Source organism: Haladaptatus sp. DJG-WS-42, from assembly GCF_037198285.1.
GTDB lineage: Archaea > Halobacteriota > Halobacteria > Halobacteriales > Halococcaceae > QDMS2.
In genome coordinates, this window is record NZ_CP147243.1 from 2,174,122 (window position 1) to 2,191,565 (window position 17,444).

General features: G+C 60.7%; 20 protein-coding genes. 8 read left to right on the top strand and 12 right to left on the bottom strand.

Going from position 1 to position 17,444, the window contains the following annotated elements:
- The first annotated feature begins 27 nt into the window (after positions 1 to 27).
- Complete coding sequence (locus V5N47_RS11745; RefSeq protein WP_338727728.1) at positions 28 to 1,107, top strand: tubulin/FtsZ family protein; 1,080 nt, start codon at positions 28 to 30, stop codon at positions 1,105 to 1,107.
- Here V5N47_RS11745 and V5N47_RS11750 read toward each other — a convergent pair.
- Both V5N47_RS11750 and V5N47_RS11755 read right to left on the bottom strand, forming a co-directional pair.
- Entirely contained in the window at positions 1,104 to 2,447 is a 1,344-nt protein-coding gene (locus V5N47_RS11750; protein WP_338727730.1) for an alkaline phosphatase family protein, read from the bottom strand. The genes V5N47_RS11745 and V5N47_RS11750 overlap by 4 nt on opposite strands.
- A gap of 207 nt (positions 2,448 to 2,654) precedes the next feature.
- A complete protein-coding gene (locus V5N47_RS11755) occupies positions 2,655 to 3,188 on the bottom strand; it encodes an inorganic diphosphatase (RefSeq protein WP_338727732.1) in 534 nt (177 codons plus the stop codon).
- 188 nt (positions 3,189 to 3,376) lie between these two features.
- Here V5N47_RS11755 and V5N47_RS11760 point away from each other — a divergent pair, with 188 nt between their 5' ends.
- Positions 3,377 to 3,736 (top strand): PadR family transcriptional regulator, encoded by a 360-nt coding sequence (locus tag V5N47_RS11760; RefSeq protein WP_338727734.1) that lies wholly within the window; start codon positions 3,377 to 3,379, stop codon positions 3,734 to 3,736.
- Here V5N47_RS11760 and V5N47_RS11765 read toward each other — a convergent pair.
- Both V5N47_RS11765 and rnhA read right to left on the bottom strand, forming a co-directional pair.
- On the bottom strand, positions 3,731 to 4,282 hold the full coding sequence (locus V5N47_RS11765) for a rnhA operon protein (RefSeq protein ID WP_338727736.1): 552 nt from the start codon (positions 4,280 to 4,282) through the stop codon (positions 3,731 to 3,733). The two genes, V5N47_RS11760 and V5N47_RS11765, sit on opposite strands and share 6 nt — an antisense overlap.
- Complete coding sequence (rnhA, locus tag V5N47_RS11770) at positions 4,275 to 4,868, bottom strand: ribonuclease HI (RefSeq protein ID WP_338727738.1); 594 nt, start codon at positions 4,866 to 4,868, stop codon at positions 4,275 to 4,277. The genes V5N47_RS11765 and rnhA overlap by 8 nt, the downstream gene beginning before the upstream one ends.
- A 180-nt stretch (positions 4,869 to 5,048) precedes the next feature.
- On the opposite strand from rnhA, the gene V5N47_RS11775 reads away from it, so the two are divergent.
- Positions 5,049 to 6,014, top strand: a complete 966-nt coding sequence (locus V5N47_RS11775) for a transcription initiation factor IIB (RefSeq protein WP_332898340.1) — start codon at positions 5,049 to 5,051, stop codon at positions 6,012 to 6,014.
- A gap of 170 nt (positions 6,015 to 6,184) precedes the next feature.
- Entirely contained in the window at positions 6,185 to 7,447 is a 1,263-nt protein-coding gene (nreA, locus tag V5N47_RS11780) for a DNA repair protein NreA (protein WP_338727739.1), read from the top strand.
- Here nreA and V5N47_RS11785 read toward each other — a convergent pair whose 3' ends face one another.
- From V5N47_RS11785 to V5N47_RS11795, 3 genes are read right to left on the bottom strand one after another with little or no spacing between them, the layout of a single operon-like run.
- Complete coding sequence (locus V5N47_RS11785; protein ID WP_338727740.1) at positions 7,448 to 7,897, bottom strand: DUF302 domain-containing protein; 450 nt, start codon at positions 7,895 to 7,897, stop codon at positions 7,448 to 7,450.
- A gap of 38 nt (positions 7,898 to 7,935) precedes the next feature.
- Positions 7,936 to 8,568 carry a CPBP family intramembrane glutamic endopeptidase gene (locus V5N47_RS11790; RefSeq protein ID WP_338727742.1) on the bottom strand — a complete coding sequence of 211 codons (633 nt, stop codon included), beginning with the start codon at positions 8,566 to 8,568 and terminating at the stop codon, positions 7,936 to 7,938.
- Between the two features lie 46 nt (positions 8,569 to 8,614).
- Entirely contained in the window at positions 8,615 to 8,899 is a 285-nt protein-coding gene (locus tag V5N47_RS11795; protein ID WP_338727744.1) for a DUF5789 family protein, read from the bottom strand.
- Between the two features lie 151 nt (positions 8,900 to 9,050).
- Between V5N47_RS11795 and V5N47_RS11800 the strand changes: the two genes are divergently transcribed.
- A complete protein-coding gene (locus V5N47_RS11800; RefSeq protein WP_338727746.1) occupies positions 9,051 to 9,908 on the top strand; it encodes a hypothetical protein in 858 nt (285 codons plus the stop codon).
- Here V5N47_RS11800 and V5N47_RS11805 read toward each other — a convergent pair.
- From V5N47_RS11805 to V5N47_RS11815, 3 genes are read right to left on the bottom strand one after another with little or no spacing between them, the layout of a single operon-like run.
- Complete coding sequence (locus V5N47_RS11805) at positions 9,905 to 10,381, bottom strand: Mut7-C RNAse domain-containing protein (RefSeq protein WP_338727748.1); 477 nt, start codon at positions 10,379 to 10,381, stop codon at positions 9,905 to 9,907. The genes V5N47_RS11800 and V5N47_RS11805 overlap by 4 nt on opposite strands.
- Complete coding sequence (polX, locus tag V5N47_RS11810; protein ID WP_338727749.1) at positions 10,345 to 12,084, bottom strand: DNA polymerase/3'-5' exonuclease PolX; 1,740 nt, start codon at positions 12,082 to 12,084, stop codon at positions 10,345 to 10,347. Before polX ends, V5N47_RS11805 begins: the two co-directional genes overlap by 37 nt.
- Entirely contained in the window at positions 12,081 to 12,515 is a 435-nt protein-coding gene (locus V5N47_RS11815; RefSeq protein ID WP_338727750.1) for a DUF5788 family protein, read from the bottom strand. Before V5N47_RS11815 ends, polX begins: the two co-directional genes overlap by 4 nt.
- Before the next feature lie 104 nt (positions 12,516 to 12,619).
- Between V5N47_RS11815 and V5N47_RS11820 the strand changes: the two genes are divergently transcribed.
- The 3 genes from V5N47_RS11820 to V5N47_RS11830 are packed head-to-tail and all read left to right on the top strand — an operon-like array spanning position 12,620 to position 15,118.
- Positions 12,620 to 13,543: a rhomboid family intramembrane serine protease gene (locus tag V5N47_RS11820; protein ID WP_338727751.1), complete on the top strand. Its 924-nt coding sequence runs from the start codon at positions 12,620 to 12,622 to the stop codon at positions 13,541 to 13,543.
- Positions 13,544 to 13,593: 50 nt separating this feature from the next.
- Positions 13,594 to 14,271, top strand: coding sequence for an endonuclease V (locus tag V5N47_RS11825; protein WP_338730297.1), 678 nt, complete (start codon positions 13,594 to 13,596; stop codon positions 14,269 to 14,271).
- Positions 14,272 to 14,296: 25 nt separating this feature from the next.
- Complete coding sequence (locus V5N47_RS11830) at positions 14,297 to 15,118, top strand: SDR family oxidoreductase (protein ID WP_338727753.1); 822 nt, start codon at positions 14,297 to 14,299, stop codon at positions 15,116 to 15,118.
- Here V5N47_RS11830 and V5N47_RS11835 read toward each other — a convergent pair.
- Both V5N47_RS11835 and V5N47_RS11840 read right to left on the bottom strand, forming a co-directional pair.
- Complete coding sequence (locus V5N47_RS11835) at positions 15,115 to 16,158, bottom strand: TRC40/GET3/ArsA family transport-energizing ATPase (protein ID WP_338727755.1); 1,044 nt, start codon at positions 16,156 to 16,158, stop codon at positions 15,115 to 15,117. The two genes, V5N47_RS11830 and V5N47_RS11835, sit on opposite strands and share 4 nt — an antisense overlap.
- Before the next feature lie 163 nt (positions 16,159 to 16,321).
- Positions 16,322 to 17,419, bottom strand: coding sequence for a pyridoxal phosphate-dependent aminotransferase (locus tag V5N47_RS11840; RefSeq protein ID WP_338727757.1), 1,098 nt, complete (start codon positions 17,417 to 17,419; stop codon positions 16,322 to 16,324).
- Positions 17,420 to 17,444: the final 25 nt, after the last annotated feature.

Genomic DNA, 17,444 nt, shown 5'->3' on the forward strand with positions numbered 1-17,444 from the left:
GAATAGTTTCGACGCTGACCAATAGGTATGAAAGCTGTTCTCATTGGGGTTGGTCAGGCTGGGGGGAAACTTACACAGCGCATGGCCGAGTTCGATGCCAAGATGGGATTCGACGCCATCCAAGGCGCGCTTGCGGTCAATTCCGCGAGCGCAGATCTCCAGTCGCTCACACTCGATACGGTGCTCATCGGCCAAGAACGGGTGAAAGGACACGGGGTCGGTGGCGACAACGAGATGGGCGCGAAAATCATGGACGAGGACGCGACTGAGGTCATGGACGCACTCGACGGTCGCATCACGTCTGAGGCGGAGGCGCTGTTCATCGTCGCCGGGCTCGGCGGCGGGACGGGCAGTGGCGGCGCACCGGTGTTGGCTCGCCATCTAAAACGCATCTACGATATTCCTGTGTACGTCCTCGGCGTGCTCCCCGGTCGCGGCGAGGGGTCGCTCTATCAGGCGAACGCGGGTCGCTCGCTCAAGACGGTTGCCCGGGAGGCAGACGCCGTGTTGCTCATCGACAACGACGCGTGGCACGCCTCTGGCGAGAGCGTCGAGGAAGGGTTCTCGAAAATCAACGAAAACATTGCCCAGCGCGTTGGCCTCCTGCTCGCGGCAGGGGAGGTCACCGAAGGCGTCGGTGAGAGCGTCGTGGATTCGAGCGAGGTCATCAACACGCTACGCGGTGGCGGCATCGCAGCACTCGGCTACGCGAGCGCGGAGGCGAGTCCGGATGCAAGTGAGAATCTGACCGTCATCACGAGCGTTGCGCGCAATGCACTGCTCACAGGGTCAAGCCTCCCAAACGCCGTCGAAGCAGAGGCGGCGTTGCTCGTGATTGCCGGAAAGCCAGACCGCCTCTCGCGTAAAGGTGTTGAGAAAGCGCGCCGCTGGCTCGAAGACGAAACGGGCAGCATGCAGGTACGCGGCGGCGACTTCCCGCTTGAGAGCGACCGCATCGCCGCGCTCGTGCTCGTAAGCGGCGTCGAACGCTCGCCGCGGCTAAACGAGTTCATGGAGCGAGCGAAAACGGCCCACGAGTCGCGCCCGCAGAAGCGGGCTGACCCGGCGGCCGCGTTCAAAAACGACGAGTTAGACGACCTCTTTTAGAGCAGACTCGCGCCGTCGTAGGCGTCGCGGGCGAACTCGATGTCCATCAGGTCGAGGATGGTCGGCGTGATGTCGAATAAGTCTGCATCGCGGACGGTCGCAGTTTCGTCGTCGATGTAGAGCGAAGCGTTGTCGAAGCTGTGCATCCCGTTTCGTGGTCCCACGTCGAACACGTCGCCGTGTGGCTTGAAGCCGGATTTGAGGTCGTAGCCGTGGTTTGGAATCACGACGAGGTCGGGCGCGATGTCCTCGTGGTTGCCACGGAAGGCCTCTTCCTTTTTGACGACGCGCTCTGCGACCTTCTTGCCGTCGGGGCCTTCGAGTTCTTCGAGCTTCGTCTTCAGTTCCTCGCGGACGGCTTCGTACTGGTCTTCCGGGACGCTTCCACGCGGCTCGCGGCCTTCTAAGTTGATGTAGAAGCGGCCGGGGATGAGCGAGTAGGCTTTGCTGTCTCCCGAGATGTCGTCGAGCCCCGAGTGGTCCTCGTTTTCGTAGTCGAGCCACCCCTGCTCGTGAAGCCACGCGTTACAGTGGACCTCGTAGTTGAGCGTCGTGAATCCGTGGTCGCTTGCGACGACCATCGTCACGTCGTCTGCGAGGGCGTCACGCAGTTCGCCGAGGTAGCGGTCTACCTTGCGGTAGAACTCGATGAACTCTTCTTTGTACTCGCCGTCGTGCTCGTAGTCTTTGAACAGGAAGTGGTTGACCCGGTCGGTCGTCATGAAGACGCCGAAAAAGAGGTCCCAGTCGTCCTTTTCGACGAAGTGCTTGAACGCGTTAAAGCGCCCATCGAGCGTCTTGTGGGCGTCTTCGATGAAGGCGGTTTTGTCGTCGTCGTGGCCGAGTTTGGCGTTCACGTCGATGCGATAGCCCATCTCAGAGAGCGGTCCTTCGAGGTCTTCTGGATAGGTTGCCTTATCGAGGCCGGGCGAGAGGAACCCAGAAACCATGCGCTGGACGTTGCGCTGGGGTGGGAACGTGACGGGCACGTTCATCACCGTCGCGTCTCGACCCTCCGAGGTCACGCGGTCCCAGAGGCGCTCTGCTTGCACGTCGCGCCCCATCGGGACGTACGTGTCGTAGGAACCGACTTCGCGGTCTTGGAACCCGTACACACCGGTCTCGCCGGGGTTCTTCCCCGTCGTGAGCGATGGCCAACACGCGCTCGATTCGGGTGGGACGATGCTGTCTATCGCACCGGCTGCACCGTCGGCCGCGAGCGCGGCGAGATTCGGAAATTCATCCTCGTGTTCTGAGAGTAGGCTGTACGGCACCCCGTCGATACCGAAGAAAGCGACGCGAGGGGCATCGTCGCCACGTAGCCGGTCGAACAGACCCATACACACCCTTTCCGTCGTGGGGCACAAGAAGTTTCGTTTCGACCGCGAAAATCGGGTGGGCTCAGTGATGGCGGCAAACAAGGGGTAGAATATCTGTGAAGACTGTGCGTCTGTTCTGCTGAGCGACTGGTGAGACCACAGCCCACTGGCTCACGGCGTGTTGGCGAGGTGTGAAGTGGTGGGCGGTGAAAACCGCCGAAAAACGGGTTACCCGAAGTGCTGTTCGTAGAGGTCGCGGGCGTGCTGGATGGCGTCGTATGCCGCCTGCTTGTCCTCCCAGCCTTGGGTCGTGACTTCCTTGCCCTTTTCTAAGTTCTTGTAGGTCGAGAAGAACTCGTCAATCTCATTGCGCAGCTGGTTCGGAATGTCTTCTAAGTCTTCGATGTGGTCGAAGCGCGGGTCTTCGTTTGGCACCGCGATGACCTTGTCGTCCTGCTCGCCGTCGTCGTCCATCTTCATGAGGGCGACGGGACGGGCTTCGATGATGCACCCGGGGAACGTCGCGTCCTCTACGAGGACGAGCGCGTCGAACGGGTCTTCATCGTCGTAGTACGAGCGGGGGATGAACCCGTAGTCGCTCGGATAGTGGACGTTCGAGTGAAGCACGCGGTCGAGGACGACGCCGGGGATGTCCTTGTCGTACTCGTACTTGTTGCGTTCACCTTTCAGGCATTCGACGACGACGTTGATCACTTCGGGCGAGTTCGGCCCTGTCTGCAGATCTTCCCAGAGATTCGCCATGCACCTGCGTCTCTGACAGGCGTCCCAAAAGTCCTTTCGGCCTGCTCGTCGTTTGAATAGTCTCGATCCCTGCACTGTACATTCGCAGACTGACACGGGCCGCCCGTCGGCAAGAAAATCCGCAATTGCACGCGAAAACCGCTGGTTGGTTGAGAAGTGTTAAATGGATTGATGACATATCCTCAAGCATGTCAGAGGCACAAGCAGTATCGGACGAACTGGGCATGGTTCGGAACCTGACGGCGTTCCAACAAAACATTCTCGTCATTTTGAGCGAGCAGCCGATGTACGGGCTCGCAATCAAGCGAGAACTCGAGTCGTACTACGGCTCGGAAGTGAATCACGGACGGCTGTATCCAAACCTCGACGACCTCGTCGAAATGGGGCTCGTCGAAAAGAGTGAACTCGACAAGCGCACCAATCAGTACGCGCTTACAGGCGATGGCGAAGGTGCCGTCGTGGACAAGCTCGAATGGATTCTCGCAAAGTTCGTGAACGAAGACGACCGCGCTGACACGGTCCGCGACATCATCAACGCGCAGTTATAGCGGCGACGGTTTGCCCGCGAGTTCGAACACTCGCGACAAACTCGCCTGCACAATTGTTTTTTGCGTCTCGGTTGGCCAGGCGTTGCGCTGGTAGTACTCTGAGAGGAATTCTTCGACTTCGTCTCGCGTCGCAGAGTCCATGGGCCGAACGTAGTGGTTGCCCATGAAATCCGCGAAGATGCGAGCGTTCGTGGCGTGGTCGTCACCAAATTCGGCTTCGACCTGCGCTACGAGCGCCTGATTGTGGGCTTCGACGTTCTCCCACTCGTTTTCGACGCCGGGGCCGTCGATGACGCGCTCGATTGCGCGGGCCGTATCGCGGATGGAGTCGAACTGCACCACTCCGTCTTCGACCCATTCGGTCGGATAGAGAACGAGCGTGTGGCGGACACCCTCTTCGCGCACCCGGGCGACGAAGTCGTACTCCGCGACGAGTGTGTCACGCCGGTCACGGTAGGCCTCAGCTTCGCTCTCATCGACCGCGTTCAACGCGAGTCTGGTCAATCGCTCTGCTTCTGCGCTTACGTCGTCGGGGACTTCAGGCATTGTCGAGAGCCTCGTTTGCAAGGTTATCAGCGCGCTCGTTTATCTCTCGCGGAACGTGCGAGAGCGACCAATCGTCGAATGCAGCCAGCAGTTCGTGTACCTTCACCCGCCGTTCGCGCATCCCGGGGTCGTTCGCGTTCCACTCACCGCACACCTGTTTGACGACGAGTTGGGAGTCACCGCGAATCTGCACCTCGTCGAAGCCGTAGTCTCTCGCCACTTCGAGGACTTTGATGAGCGCCTCGTACTCCGCGCGGTTGTTCGTCGTATCGCCGATGCGCTCTGCACCTTCTGCGACGATTCCATCGTCCGTCACGATGACCCAACCAACCGAGGCAGGCCCGGGATTGCCGCGACATGCGCCGTCGAAATAGAGGTGCGCGCGCCCGGCGTTGTCTGTGAGCAAGCCAGTCAGCCGCGCGGTGTTTTTGCCTTGTACCACGACCTTCTCTGCGTAGGCAACCGCGGTGGCTCCTTCGTAGGAAGCGCGCCACTGCTCGTGGTTTGTGTTGCCTGACTGCACGGAAACTCCCGCTGCTTCCAGGCGTTTTCGCGCCTCTGCTACGTCGCACTCAATGACTGGCATCTGAACGTGAAGTCACTGATACTCTAATATACGATTTCCGGTTTGTCGTCTCGTACTGACAGTCAAAATCGACCGCAGTCGTCCGATTCAACTCTGTCAACTTTCGAACTTGTCCTTTGGTGGACCACAAAACTCATACCGAGGATTTAAGTAGCTCGGTGTTACTACTATAAAAATGCGATGACACGGTCCACCCGAACACGGGAGCGCACGCTCGAGGAGGAATCAACCGGGGAGGAGCGAGAGGGGGTTCGCACTTGTCCAGAATGTGAGTCTGATAATCTTGTCAAAAGTACAGATAGGGGGGAGATTGTTTGTGACGACTGTGGTTTAGTCGTCGAAGAGGAGAACATCGACCCAGGTCCGGAGTGGCGAGCATTTAATCATCAGGAACGTCAGCAAAAGTCGCGTGTGGGTGCGCCGACGACGCAGACGATGCACGACAAAGGTCTCACCACCACGATTGACTGGAAGGACAAAGACGCCTACGGTCGCTCTATTTCCTCAAAGAAACGCAGTCAGATGCACCGACTTCGAAAATGGCAGGAGCGCATTCGTACGAAGGACGCAGGCGAGCGCAACCTGCAGTTCGCTCTTTCTGAAATCGACCGCATGGCCTCCGCACTCGGTGTACCACGGTCGGTCCGCGAAGTTGCGAGTGTTATCTACCGACGCGCACTCAAAGAAGACCTCATCCGGGGACGCTCCATCGAGGGCGTCGCCACGTCTGCACTCTACGCCGCCTGCCGCAAGGAAGGCATCCCGCGTAGCTTAGAGGAGATCTCTGAAGTCTCGCGTGTCGAACGCAAAGAGATTGGACGTACCTATCGCTACATCTCACAGGAACTCGGTCTCGAAATGCGACCGGTAGACCCGAAAAAGTACGTCCCGCGGTTCTGTTCTGAACTCAATCTGTCCGAAGAAGTCCAGTCGAAAGCCAACGAGATTATCGAGACGACGGCCGAAAAAGGCCTGCTCTCTGGGAAATCGCCAACCGGCTACGCGGCTGCTGCTATCTACGCGGCCTCACTGCTCTGCAACGAGAAGAAGACCCAGCGCGAAGTCGCAGACGTCGCACAGGTCACCGAGGTCACCATCCGGAACCGCTATCAAGAACAGATCGAAGCGATGGGCATTCACAACTAAGCCCACTCCCGCACTTTTATCACCGAAGCCGCGACGAGCCAGTGGCATCTCCGTCGTGTGCGCCACGAGACGGGCTGCGGTTGTGCGACACGTCGTCTCGTGGGCGGTCGCGTGTCGCCTGCTCGCCACGAACGAACATTCAAGGCCGTTCCACCCCTCGCTATCGGTGAATGCGGCTCGACGAGTTTATCGACGGACTCGAACGCGACCCGGACGCAGAGCGACGGCGACTCGCGGCCGAGAAGTCCTACGAAATTCTCGACTACATGGACACCGCCCAGCAATCGTTCCAGAACGTCCTGCAAGGTGACTCGCTGTTCGGGAGCAGCGCACCCTCCATTTTCGTCGGCCGGTCTAACTACCCACGCGTCTCGACCGGACTGCTCTCGCCGATGGATCCGGACTCGAACGCCGCAGACTTCGCGACGAGCGGCGACTGGTACAAACAGGGTCTCAGTATCGACGACGTGTTCCAGCGTCGCACCGGCCTGTTGAACTCGACGCGTTCTGCAGCCGTGGACGTAAACGACGTGTGGGACGGCTTCGTCGGCGTCCAGCGCGAGGTTGCCATCGCTGGGCGTCCGGTAGACGTAGAAATCGGCCTCGACAACGCTTCTGCGCTCGACTTCCAGCCGAGTATCGACGAGATTTCGACGCCGACCGGTCCCCGTGCTCGCGCGCGCTCGGCCGACCTCGCGGAAAACCCGTACATCCCGCGGCCGGTGCAGAAGACGCTCGAAGACGACGACTGGCAGGCACAGGGCGCGATGACCTATCTCTACCGCCGAGGATTCGACGTGTACGACATCAACAAAATCCTCTCTGCGGGCGCACTTGGCCAGACAGCGAGCCGAAAGCTCGTCCCGACGCGCTGGTCGATTACGGCGGTTGACGACACACTTGGCCAGTATCTCAGGGGACGAATCCGCAACGCACCAAGTATCGACACGGTACAAGTCTGGACGAACGAGTATATGGGAAACCAGTTTTGGGTCATTCTCGCGCCGGGTAACTGGGAGTACGAACTGGTCGAGATGAAAGCGCCGGGAAGCATCTGGAACCCCGACCCAGGCGGCGCCCTCTGGATGGGCGCTGATTCAGAGGGCTACGAAGGTCGCACCGCCTACGTCGATGAAACTTCTGGGGCGTACTACGCCTCCCGTCTCGGCGCCCTCGAATACTTAGAGTCAATCGGTCGGCAAGCAAAGTGCATCGTCCTCCGGCACGTCTCGGATGACTACTGGGGGCCAGTCGGGGTCTGGCAGGTCAGAGAGAGCGTGCGGAATGCCTTCGACGGCGACCATGGCGAGGCAGAAACGTTCCATGACGCCGTCCGGCAGGTCGCCCCACTCTTGCCAGTCTCGCTCAACGACTTGCGCAGAAAATCGTCGATGGTGTCGGGGATTCAAGCGAATCTCACCGATTTCTCCTGACTATTCGCTGTCGAGGTTTGCGAATGCTTTCTCGACGAGCTTCCCGGTTTCGCCGACGAGTTCGTCCCATTCGTCGTTGTCTGGCGCCATGCCGAGTAGGCGCGCCGCACGCATGATGCTGATGTGGTAGACCTGCTGGACACCCGGTTTTTCCTCCCAGATGACGACGTTACACGGGAACAGCGCGCCAATCTTGTTCTCGCTCGCGGAGAGTGCCCAGTCGGCCATCTTCGGGTTGCACGCACCGAGCACGTAGTACGGGTCGCGGCCTGCATCGACTTTCTCGTTCAACAACTCCGAGGGCGAGAACTCGGTGGCGACGCCGAAGCCAGCGTCCGTGAACGCCTCGCGAACGTGCTCGATGGCGGCTTCGTGTTCCATGTGGAGGATGGCAGTTTCTTCCCCGATATCTTCGGCATCGAGATCTGCGGGGTCAAAGGTCAGGCTCATAGCGGGGTGAACGGGTGGGTCGGCAAAAAGACTTCTCGCTAGAGCGGAACCGGGAGCCAGCGCAACCACGAGAGCACCTGTGTTGTCGGGATGAGCGGGTCGTGAAGCACGAGCCAATCGAGCAACGCAAGCCCTGCTCCGTGGGCGATAATCGACGGGAGAATCGAGTTGCTCTTGTAGTCAACCGCGCCGAAGAGCACGTCAGTCGGTCCAGAGAGGATGATTTCGATTGGCGGCTTTCCGAGGTGGTGAATCGTGTAGACGATGGGGCTGATGAAGACGCTCTTGAACCCGATTTCGCGGACGCCAACACAAAGCAGGCCGCGATAGTAGGTCTCTGCGGCAATGACGACCACGAACTGTTTGACCGTATGTGGGAGGAACTCGCCGAGCGCCGCACCCGTTTCCCACATTGGATAGTAGGTTCTCACCGAGGGAAGTGAAGAGCCAACGATGTAGAACGGAAGGACGAACAGCGCGAGGAGGACGGTGTTTTTGAGTGCGAGGCGATCAACACGCCAGCCGAGATGGCGGCCGTAGAACAGAGCGAGGACGCTCGGGCCAAGAATGTAGACCACGGTCTCACGGACGACCCGCTGGTTCAACCCCACGGTTTCCCACTCCATCCAGATGATGGTGAGAATCGCCCCCCAGAGAAGGGCAATCTGCACCCAAGACAGCGAGGGAAGTCGCTGTCGCAACGCCTCTGTGGACACCTTATTCGGTTGGAACCGGGCCGGTGCCAATGGCGGTTCGTACGTCGTCTACGAACTCTTGGCGCGTCGAGAAGTACGGGGTATCAACCGTATCGAGGACGTCGCCGAGTGCTTGTGGACCGTCCGGTGTCCGGATGACGGTGTCGCCCTCGCGGCGTTTGAGTTCACTGTGCTCTATGCCCCACGTCAGTCGGGAGGCGACTCGTGCGAGTGGAATGCCCTCGACGGATTCGCCCTCGCCAAGCTCGACTGCGGGCGCGGCTTCTTCTTCCGCTTCGTCTGCCATGTGACGACGTTTGCCCGCCCCGTGATTAGACCTTTCGACTCGGCGCGTTTTCCAGTTATGAGAGGTTTCACCCGCGCATAGCGCACATTGTGACAGAATATAGAGTGGTGTCTGACGTACTGTTTTGTGGAAGGCCAGTGTACATTCCCGCATGACCAGCCTGACGGAGGTGTACGATGGGAGTATCGGCACAGAAGCGAGCCTCCAACGGCTGTACCTCGGCTTTAGTCTGTTCGCGGTCGGCGCAGTTCTCGTCGTCCTCGGCATCGTCATTGCGACGACGAACATCGTCGGGGACGCCCTCTGGCAGTCACGAGAAATCGCTGGCGTGCTCGCTGGCGTTGGCCTCCCTGCCGTATTCGTCGGCATCTTCAGCGTGCTTCCAGCAGGCCGCAGAACCCGTCTGCTTGCGGCGGGCGGGGCAAGCCTCGCTCTCTCCGGTGTCGCGCTGTTCTGGTATGCCTTCCCGAAAATGTGGTTCCGTGACCCGACAGACCTCACCCTTCCGGTTGTCGCCATCTACTTCTTTGGAACGATGACCACGTTCTGGTGTCTGTTCGCCGGGGTTGCGAACTTCAAAGTCCGCAACAAACCCGGCGGGTCGGTCAAACTCGAAGTCACGAAAGAAGGGAAAACGCGCATCGTGGCCATCGACGGCCCGGCGCTCTCTGGCGGCCTTGGCGGCATTGGCCTGCTCGGCGCGCAACCGGACGGCGAAGTCGAAACCCAAACCGCGGTGCAAACCGCTCGCCAAACCTCTCGCCACGCGCGCCACATCAGCGATGGCGGGGCAGACACGCAGACGGTTCGAGACGTACCGACCGACGACGGCGCAGAACTCTTAGACCAGCCAACGCCGCCACGACCGGCAGACCGCTACTGTGGCAACTGCTCGCACTTCGAGTACGTCCAGACGCCACAGGGTCGCAAACCCTACTGTGGCGCACACGATGTGGTCATGGACGACATGGAGCCGTGTGCGCAGTGGCACTACAATTTAGACCGCTAAAGCGACTGAAGTGTCTGTTTTACCCGTTGCCAGTGGCTTCCTTTCCAGAAGCACTGTCCACACTCTTCACACTGCCAGAGTGCAGCCACTTCGTCGGGGACGTACTCGGGTGGATTGTCGAGCGGGCGCGGTTCGAGGGAGCCGTTACACCGCCCACAAAATGTGGGTTCTGTGAGTTCGAGGGTGAGGCCCGCAGTTCGGAGTTCGCGGAGTTGGTCTTTCACCTCACGCTCGCGCAGGAGAATGCTTTTCGCTGTTTGCTGAGAGAGTGACACGTCTCGCGTAACGAGTGTTCGTTCCTCTTGCTCGGCAATCGTACGAAGCGTGTCGTCTGCTTCGACGCCCCGGTCGAGCGCGTAGACGGTGTCGTAGCCGCACATCCGCAGGTAGCCCGCGAGCCGACCGAGCATCACGTCGAGCAAGAGACGGTGGGCCATCAGCCGAGGAAGTCGCGCACGTCGTCGGCCGACCATGTGTTGAGCACGTCGTCGGCTTCCGCCCAGCCCCGGCGAGCGGTGTGAACGCCGTAGCGGATGAGTTCGTAGTTTTCGGGGCGGTGGGCGTCGGTGTTGATGGAGATGGTGGCGCCGTGTTTCAGCGCCTGTTGGACCATGCTCCCGGAGAGGTCGAGGCGATGGGGATTGGCGTTGATTTCGAGCGCCGTGTCGTGTTCTGCGGCGGCTTTTGCGACTTCTTCGATGTCGAATTCGAGACCGAGTCGCTGGTTGAGCAGGCGGCCGGTTGGGTGGCCGAGAATGGCCACGTGTGGGTTCGAGACGGCAGTGACAAGCCGTTCTGTCGCATCGCCATCTAAGTTGCTGTGGGGCGACGCGACGACGAGGTCAAGTGCGTCTGCCACCTCGTCGCCAATCGAGATGCCGCCCTCGTCGTCGATGTTGGCTTCGACACCCGCGAACACCTCAATGGCGGCGTCTTCTGCCACGGCGCGAACCGCAGAGAGTTGGGAGAGCAGTTCGTCGTCTTCCAAGCCAACGCCACCAACCATCCCCGGGCCGGTAGCGTGGTCTGAGATACAGAGATAGTCGTGACCGAACGCGGCCGCGCCGTCGACCATCTCTTCGATGGTGTTGTTCCCGTCAGACCACTCGGTGTGCAGGTGAAGGTCGCCGCGGATGTCGACTTCCTCGATGAGCGTTGGGAGGGTTCCGTCGAGCGCTGTCTCGATTTCCCCGCGGTCTTCGCGCAGTTCGGGCGGCATCCACGGCACCGAGAGGGCGTCGTACATGCTCTCCTCTGTCTCACCCGCCACGCGCTCGCCAACCCGCTGGCCAGCGTCCGGGTCGGCAACGTCTGAGATGTCGAACACGCCGTACTCGTTCATCTTCAGGTTCTGGTCGATGGCGATGTTCCGGAGGTGGACGTTGTGAGCTTTGCTGCCGGTGAAGTACTGGAGCGCCGCGCCGAAATCCCCTACCTCGACGACCCGGAGGTCGATTCTGAGGCCTCCAGAGCGGACGGCTGCCTTTTGCGTACCTGCCTCGATGACGTCGTCTACGTCTGCCCAGTCGGTGAACGCCTCGATGACGGCTTCAGGGTCGTCGCTCGCGGCGAGAATGTCGATGTCGCCAATGGTTGCTTTCCATCGGCGCAAGGACCCTGCAACTTCCCACTTTTCGGCTTCCGACACGTCCTCGAAGTAGGCGAGAATCGACTCCGCGAGCGGACGCGCCTCCCCGAGGAGTTCGCGGTTCTGTGACTCGCGGGCAAACGGGATGTTTTCGAGGATGTTCTCCTCGGTTTTCGCACCGAACCCAGAAATCTCCTGAATTCTTCCGGCTTTCGCGGCTTCCTCCAACTCGTCTAAGGTCGTGATTCCGAGCGCGTCATAGAGCTTACCCACGCTTTTCGGGCCGACACCTTCGACGGCGGTGAGTTCTGCCATGTTGACCGGCAACTCCGCTCTGAGCTCGACTAACTCCGAAATCTCCCCGGTTTCGAAGTACTCGACTACTTTCGAGGAGATGGCGTCGCCGACGCCCGAAATTTCTTCGACTGCGTTCTGTCCGTCTGCGGCGAGGACTTCGATGTCGCGGTGATGTTCGCGGATGTTCTCTGCTGCCCGGCGGTACGACCGCGGCTTGTACTCGACGCCCTTCGCATCGAGTAAATCCGCGAATTCTTCGAACAGCGAGGCAACTTCGTGGTTGCGGCTCATCGACTTCGTCCCTGACTTTTCTGCTTGCCAAGCGCCTGTTTCAGGAAGTTCATCCAACGTTTCTGGTCTGCAGCTTGTTGGGCCGATATCTGCTGCTCTAAATTCGCCGGGCCGAGTTGCTGAAGTGCGTTCAGCGCCCGGTCGATGCCGATAATCGCGGACACGAGGTCGTCTGCTTCCTCGACCGAGATGTCACCCTCTTCGAGGCGTTCTTTGCGCTCGTTTCGCTCGCGTCTGAGGTTCTTTTTTGCCTCGTCAACCTCGGCCTGTTTTCCCTGTGGAACCGTGTCGAGGCGTTTGATCTCGAAGACGAACGACCGCAGGTCGAGCGGCTCTCCCTGTACCACGATGCGGTCTGGAATGTCCGCACCCACCGTCGCACCCTCGCGTTCGACGCGTTCAAGGCGCTGTTTTCGCTCGAACTCTTTCACACCCAGACTACAGGGTGGATGGGCAAAAATCTACAGCCCCGCGCCCGTGTGGACGGTGCAACGTACCCCAACCCCTTTTTATGCTCGGGTTCTTATCGGAACCAATGGCGACGTGTGACCAGTGTGGCAGACACGAGAATCTACCCTACAACTGCCGACACTGCGGTGGAACCTATTGTTCTGACCACCGATTACCCGAGAATCACCATTGCCCCGGGCTCGAAAATTGGGACGACCCGAAGGGCATCTTTGCGAGCGACTTCGATGACAGCGTCCGGAACGAGGGTGGCCGCTCTCAGGCCGTGTTCGACCGCGTGAACGTGAACACCGGAACCGGCGGGTTCCTTGGCTACTTCCGCAACAACATGACCTTCGTCTTCCTCGGGCTGATGTGGGTCTGGTTCATCATCGAAATCGCCATCTTCCCGCTGCTGGTCGCCCCCCAGAACTCACCGCTGTGGCGGGCGGTGTTCGTCTTAACTCCGCAACACCCAGAATACGTCTGGACGTGGGTCACGTCCATCTTCTCTCATGGCGGCTTTACGCACATCGCAATCAACAGCATCGTGCTGTACTTCTTCGGTCCGATTGTCGAGCGTCGCGTGGGCTCGATGAAGTTTACCGCGCTCTTTCTCGGAGCCGGGATGGTCGCCGGACTCTCCCAAATCGGCGCGACGATTCTGACCACTTCTGCCGCGACGGGCGGCGTCGTCGGCGCGAGCGGCGCAATCGCCGCACTCATGGGTGTCTTGACGGTGCTCAACCCCAACCTGCGCATCTACCTTTACTTCATCATCCCGATGCCGCTGTGGGCCGCGACGGCGCTGTTCGCGGGCTACTCCGTGCTCGTCTCCGCCTCCTTTGGCATCGGCGCGGGCGGCGTTGCCCAACTCGCCCACCTCTCCGGACTCGGCATCGGCCTCCTCTACGGCTACCTGCTGAAACAACGCGGTGAGCGCGCCCCCGAACAACTCCAATTCGGCGGTGGCGGTCGCGGCGGTCCCGGCCGGAGACGCGGCCCATTCTGACCGTGAAACACCCCGAGTTCGCGCCTGACCCATCGCTCTCACGCGACGAAATGGAGCGTCTCCAGCGCGAACTCGCGGCGGTTGCTGTTTTCGAAGACGATGAGACTATCGACCCCGACACCGCGCTCATCGCCGGGGTTGACCAGGCGTTCCTCGACGACGAAACGGCCGTGAGCGCCATCGTCGTCATGCAAGGGGGCGCGGTCGTAGAGCGCACGTCAGCCATTTCGCCGATTTCAATTCCGTACATTCCAGGCCTGCTCGCCTTCCGCGAGGGCGGGCCGGTTCTCGACGCGTTTGAGGCCCTTGAGACCATGCCCGACCTCGTCATGTTCGACGGCAGCGGGCGCATCCACTTCCGGCAGGCGGGCATCGCCACCCACATCGGCGTCATGCTCGACATTCCGTCGATAGGCGTCGCAAAGAGCCTGCTCTGTGGGAAACCAACGGGTTCGGTTTCCGGCCGTGAGGCTGGCACGCGCGTGCCAATCGAAGCCGACGAGTCCGTGGACGCGCCTCCCGGCGAGGTCATCGGCTACGCCGTCCAGACGCGCCAGTACCCGAATTCAAAGCAAATCAATCCGCTCTACGTGAGTCCGGGCCACCGAGTGAGTGCAGCAACCGCAGCAGACCTCGTGGAAGCAACTTCGACACAATACAAACTGCCAGAACCCACGCGGCTTGCCGACTCCTACGCCGCCGAAGTGAAGCGAACCACTGACAGTTAACTATCCACAGAAAGAGGGTCAGGTAATGACGAAGACCGCCCTCATCACTGGTTGCTCGTCCGGCATCGGCCGTGCAACCGCTCAGGAGTTTCTCGATACGGAGTGGGAAGTGTACGCGACCGCCCGCGACACCGCCGACATCGAAGCCCTCGCCGAAGCCGGTGCGCACACCGCCGAGTTGGACGTGACGAAAGGCGCAGACGTAGGGCGCGTTGTCGAACGAATCATCGAGGAACACGGTCGCATCGATTGCCTCGTGAACAACGCGGGCTACGGAAAACTCGGCCCCGTCGAGGACATCACGCCCGCGGAAGCCCAACAGCAGTTCGACGTGAACGTGTTCGGCCCACATCGCCTGATTCGCGCCGTCCTTCCGCATATGCGCGAGGAAGGCGAGGGGAAAATCATCAATGTCTCTTCTGTGCTCGGGCGCATCTCCATGCCCGGAACCGGCATCTACAGCGGTTCTAAGTTCGCCCTCGAAGCCATGTCCGACGCCCTCCGCGTCGAAGTCGAGGAGTTCGGTATCGACGTAGTGCTCATAGAACCCGGCCCGGTCGAAACGAACTTCTCAGACCGTGTGGGCGAGGAACTCGACGAACTCGACCGGTCTGAGGCCTACGCCTCGTTCTACAAACTGTTCGACGACACCTCGCTGCTCGGCGGCGGAAGCATTGGTGCGGTCACTCCAGAACGCGTCGCAGAAGACATCATCGAAGCCGCGTTCTCGCCGAATCCCCATTCTCGCTACCAAGTCGGGAAGCCAGCCGAATACGGCGAGTACGCCCGATTTATCCCCTCGAGTTGGATTGGCTTCGCCTACCGACAGGCGCGCCGCTTCCTCTAATCGAGGCAGGCGGCGACGACCCGCAACATTTGTTCTCCGCGCACTTCGTCTGCGAACAGCGGCACGCGCTTTACCGTGTGCCCCATGAAGAGGTCTTGGGCCTTCGTGAGCGCGTTCTGTTGGACCTTCCAGCGACGCTGACAGAACTCACAGGTGTCGAGGCTCGGCGAGACGAACCAGTCGGTTTCGATGCCCGTCACGTCCGTCAGATTCTCCATCACCTGATTCACGACGACGGTGCTGACGGGAATCTTGAACTCGGTAAGTCGCGAGAGCAGGCGCTGGGATTCGACGACGCTCATCTCTTCTGGCACCATGACGATGCGGAAGTCAGTTTGTGCAGGGTCGCGCAGCGTCGCCCGGAGGCGTTCGATGCGAGCAGCGAATTCCTCTAAATCGGCAATCCCGTCTTCCGGGTTCTGTCCGTCGCCAAACATCCCTTTGAGCCCCTCCATCATCCCGCTGAAGCGCTGGCGGAGTTTGATGAAGCGCCCGACCATCGAGTCGAGCACCTCGGGGAGTTCGAGCAGGCGAAGTGTGTGGCCCGTCGGTGCGGTGTCGATGACGACGCGCTCGAAACGTTCGTCGTCCATGTACTGGAGCAAGAGGCGCATCGCGGCCGCCTCGTCTGCGCCGGGCACCGTCCCGCCCATGAGCGGATTTCCTTCCTCGTCGTCGCCGGGGAGGAGTTCGCCGAGGCCGCCCATGCCGTCCATGCTGCCGCCCGCACCGAACATGCCGTCTTCCATCGCCGCGTCGGGGTCGATTTCTGCGCCGTACAGCGGCACGTCGTCTCGAATCCGGGCTGGATGGGAGGCAATCTGCGTCTCGAAGGTGTCCGAGAGCGAATGGGCCGGGTCGGTCGACACGACAAGCGTCGCGGTTCCGTCGCGCGCGCTCGCAAGCGCCGTTGCCGCGGCCATCGTCGTCTTCCCGACGCCGCCTTTGCCGCCGTACAACACGTATTTCGGGGCGTCAACACCGACCGGAACGTCTGCGTCGTCGATTGATTCGACCGGCTCGACGGTCAGCTCACTCATGGTCGGTCGTTACTCACGGGGGTTTGTGTACTTCTCGGTCGCTCCGAGGGTTTAGATACGAAGCCGAGACCAGCGCGGTGTGGACGCTTCCCCGCCGCCAGACCGGTGGGGAGTGGTCGCGCACACCCGTGACCAGCAGTCTGAGTACCCCGAGAGGGCTTCGCTAGAAGTAGTCGGCCAGTCGGGTGGCCGCTTCTGTCGCACGTGGGGTCACAAGCGCGAAGCGGAGCCAGTCGCCTCTGCTCTCACCGAAGGCTTCGCCGGGCATCCCCGCGACGCCAGCCTCGTCGATGAGGCGGAACACGTTTTCGAGCGTCCCCGGGAAGCCGTCGAACCGCGCCATGACGTAAAAGCCGCCGGCAGGTCGCGTGTAGGCAGCCCCAGCCTCGTCCAGCGCGTCGGTGAACGTTTCGATGCGGGTTTCGAGCAGGTCGCGGGTCTCTGCGTGGTACGACGCAGGCGTCTCTCTGAGCGCCTGCAAGACGGCGTACTGCGAGGGCCGTGGCCCGGTGACATTCACGAGCATGTGGCGGGTTTTCGCCCCAGCAACCAACTCCTCGGGGAAGATGGCGTAGCCCACGCGAAAGCCCGTGATGGCGAACGACTTCGAGTAGGCGTTGGTGACGACGTAGTGGTCTGAGTCGAACGAGAGCGCGCTCGTGAACTGTCCGGAATAGTCGAACTCGTCGTACACCTCGTCGCTCACGAGAATGGCGTCGTACTCCTCCGCGATTGCGACGAACTCTGCCATCGCCTCGCGGTCGTACACCGCCCCCGTCGGATTGTTCGGCGTGTTCACGACGATGAGTGCCGTCTGCTCGCTCGCCGCTGCTCGAACCGCGACCGGGTCGAGCGTGCCGTCTTCGTCCACGGGGACGTATTTCGGTTTTCCGCCGAGCATCTTCGTCTTCCCCGGATAGTAGGGATAGACAGGGTCGGTGAGGATGACTTCGTCTCCGGCATCGCGTTCAAGTGCACCCGCCATGGCGAGATAGTTCGCCTCGCCCGCACCGTTCGTGACGACGATGCGGTCTATAGCCACATCTCTGTGCGCTGCAATCTCTTGGCGGAGTTCAAACAGCCCTTCGCTTGGCGGGTACTGGAACTCATCACCGCCGAGGTCTGCGTAGTCGTGTAAGCCTTGGCTGAGTGCAGGCGGCGAGCCCCAGTCGGGATTCCCACTTACCATGTCGATGACGTCTCGGTTTGCGTTCGCCGCGTACTGCATCACGCGAAAGAACAGCGGCGTCTCGTAGTCCATATACCATCCATGGAGTCGGGCATGG

Bases quoted from the DNA above. Each gene is read 5' to 3' on its own strand.
- V5N47_RS11745 (WP_338727728.1), top strand. From the start codon at position 28: ATGAAAGCTGTTCTCATTGGGGTTGGTCAGGCTGGGGGGAAACTTACA.
- V5N47_RS11750 (WP_338727730.1), bottom strand. From the start codon at position 2,447: ATGGGTCTGTTCGACCGGCTACGTGGCGACGATGCCCCTCGCGTCGCT.
- V5N47_RS11755 (WP_338727732.1), bottom strand. From the start codon at position 3,188: ATGGCGAATCTCTGGGAAGATCTGCAGACAGGGCCGAACTCGCCCGAA.
- V5N47_RS11760 (WP_338727734.1), top strand. From the start codon at position 3,377: ATGTCAGAGGCACAAGCAGTATCGGACGAACTGGGCATGGTTCGGAAC.
- V5N47_RS11765 (WP_338727736.1), bottom strand. From the start codon at position 4,282: ATGCCTGAAGTCCCCGACGACGTAAGCGCAGAAGCAGAGCGATTGACC.
- rnhA (WP_338727738.1), bottom strand. From the start codon at position 4,868: ATGCCAGTCATTGAGTGCGACGTAGCAGAGGCGCGAAAACGCCTGGAA.
- V5N47_RS11775 (WP_332898340.1), top strand. From the start codon at position 5,049: ATGACACGGTCCACCCGAACACGGGAGCGCACGCTCGAGGAGGAATCA.
- nreA (WP_338727739.1), top strand. From the start codon at position 6,185: ATGCGGCTCGACGAGTTTATCGACGGACTCGAACGCGACCCGGACGCA.
- V5N47_RS11785 (WP_338727740.1), bottom strand. From the start codon at position 7,897: ATGAGCCTGACCTTTGACCCCGCAGATCTCGATGCCGAAGATATCGGG.
- V5N47_RS11795 (WP_338727744.1), bottom strand. From the start codon at position 8,899: ATGGCAGACGAAGCGGAAGAAGAAGCCGCGCCCGCAGTCGAGCTTGGC.
- V5N47_RS11800 (WP_338727746.1), top strand. From the start codon at position 9,051: ATGACCAGCCTGACGGAGGTGTACGATGGGAGTATCGGCACAGAAGCG.
- V5N47_RS11805 (WP_338727748.1), bottom strand. From the start codon at position 10,381: ATGGTCGGCCGACGACGTGCGCGACTTCCTCGGCTGATGGCCCACCGT.
- polX (WP_338727749.1), bottom strand. From the start codon at position 12,084: ATGAGCCGCAACCACGAAGTTGCCTCGCTGTTCGAAGAATTCGCGGAT.
- V5N47_RS11820 (WP_338727751.1), top strand. From the start codon at position 12,620: ATGGCGACGTGTGACCAGTGTGGCAGACACGAGAATCTACCCTACAAC.
- V5N47_RS11825 (WP_338730297.1), top strand. From the start codon at position 13,594: ATGGAGCGTCTCCAGCGCGAACTCGCGGCGGTTGCTGTTTTCGAAGAC.
- V5N47_RS11830 (WP_338727753.1), top strand. From the start codon at position 14,297: ATGACGAAGACCGCCCTCATCACTGGTTGCTCGTCCGGCATCGGCCGT.
- V5N47_RS11835 (WP_338727755.1), bottom strand. From the start codon at position 16,158: ATGAGTGAGCTGACCGTCGAGCCGGTCGAATCAATCGACGACGCAGAC.
- V5N47_RS11840 (WP_338727757.1), bottom strand. From the start codon at position 17,419: ATGGACTACGAGACGCCGCTGTTCTTTCGCGTGATGCAGTACGCGGCG.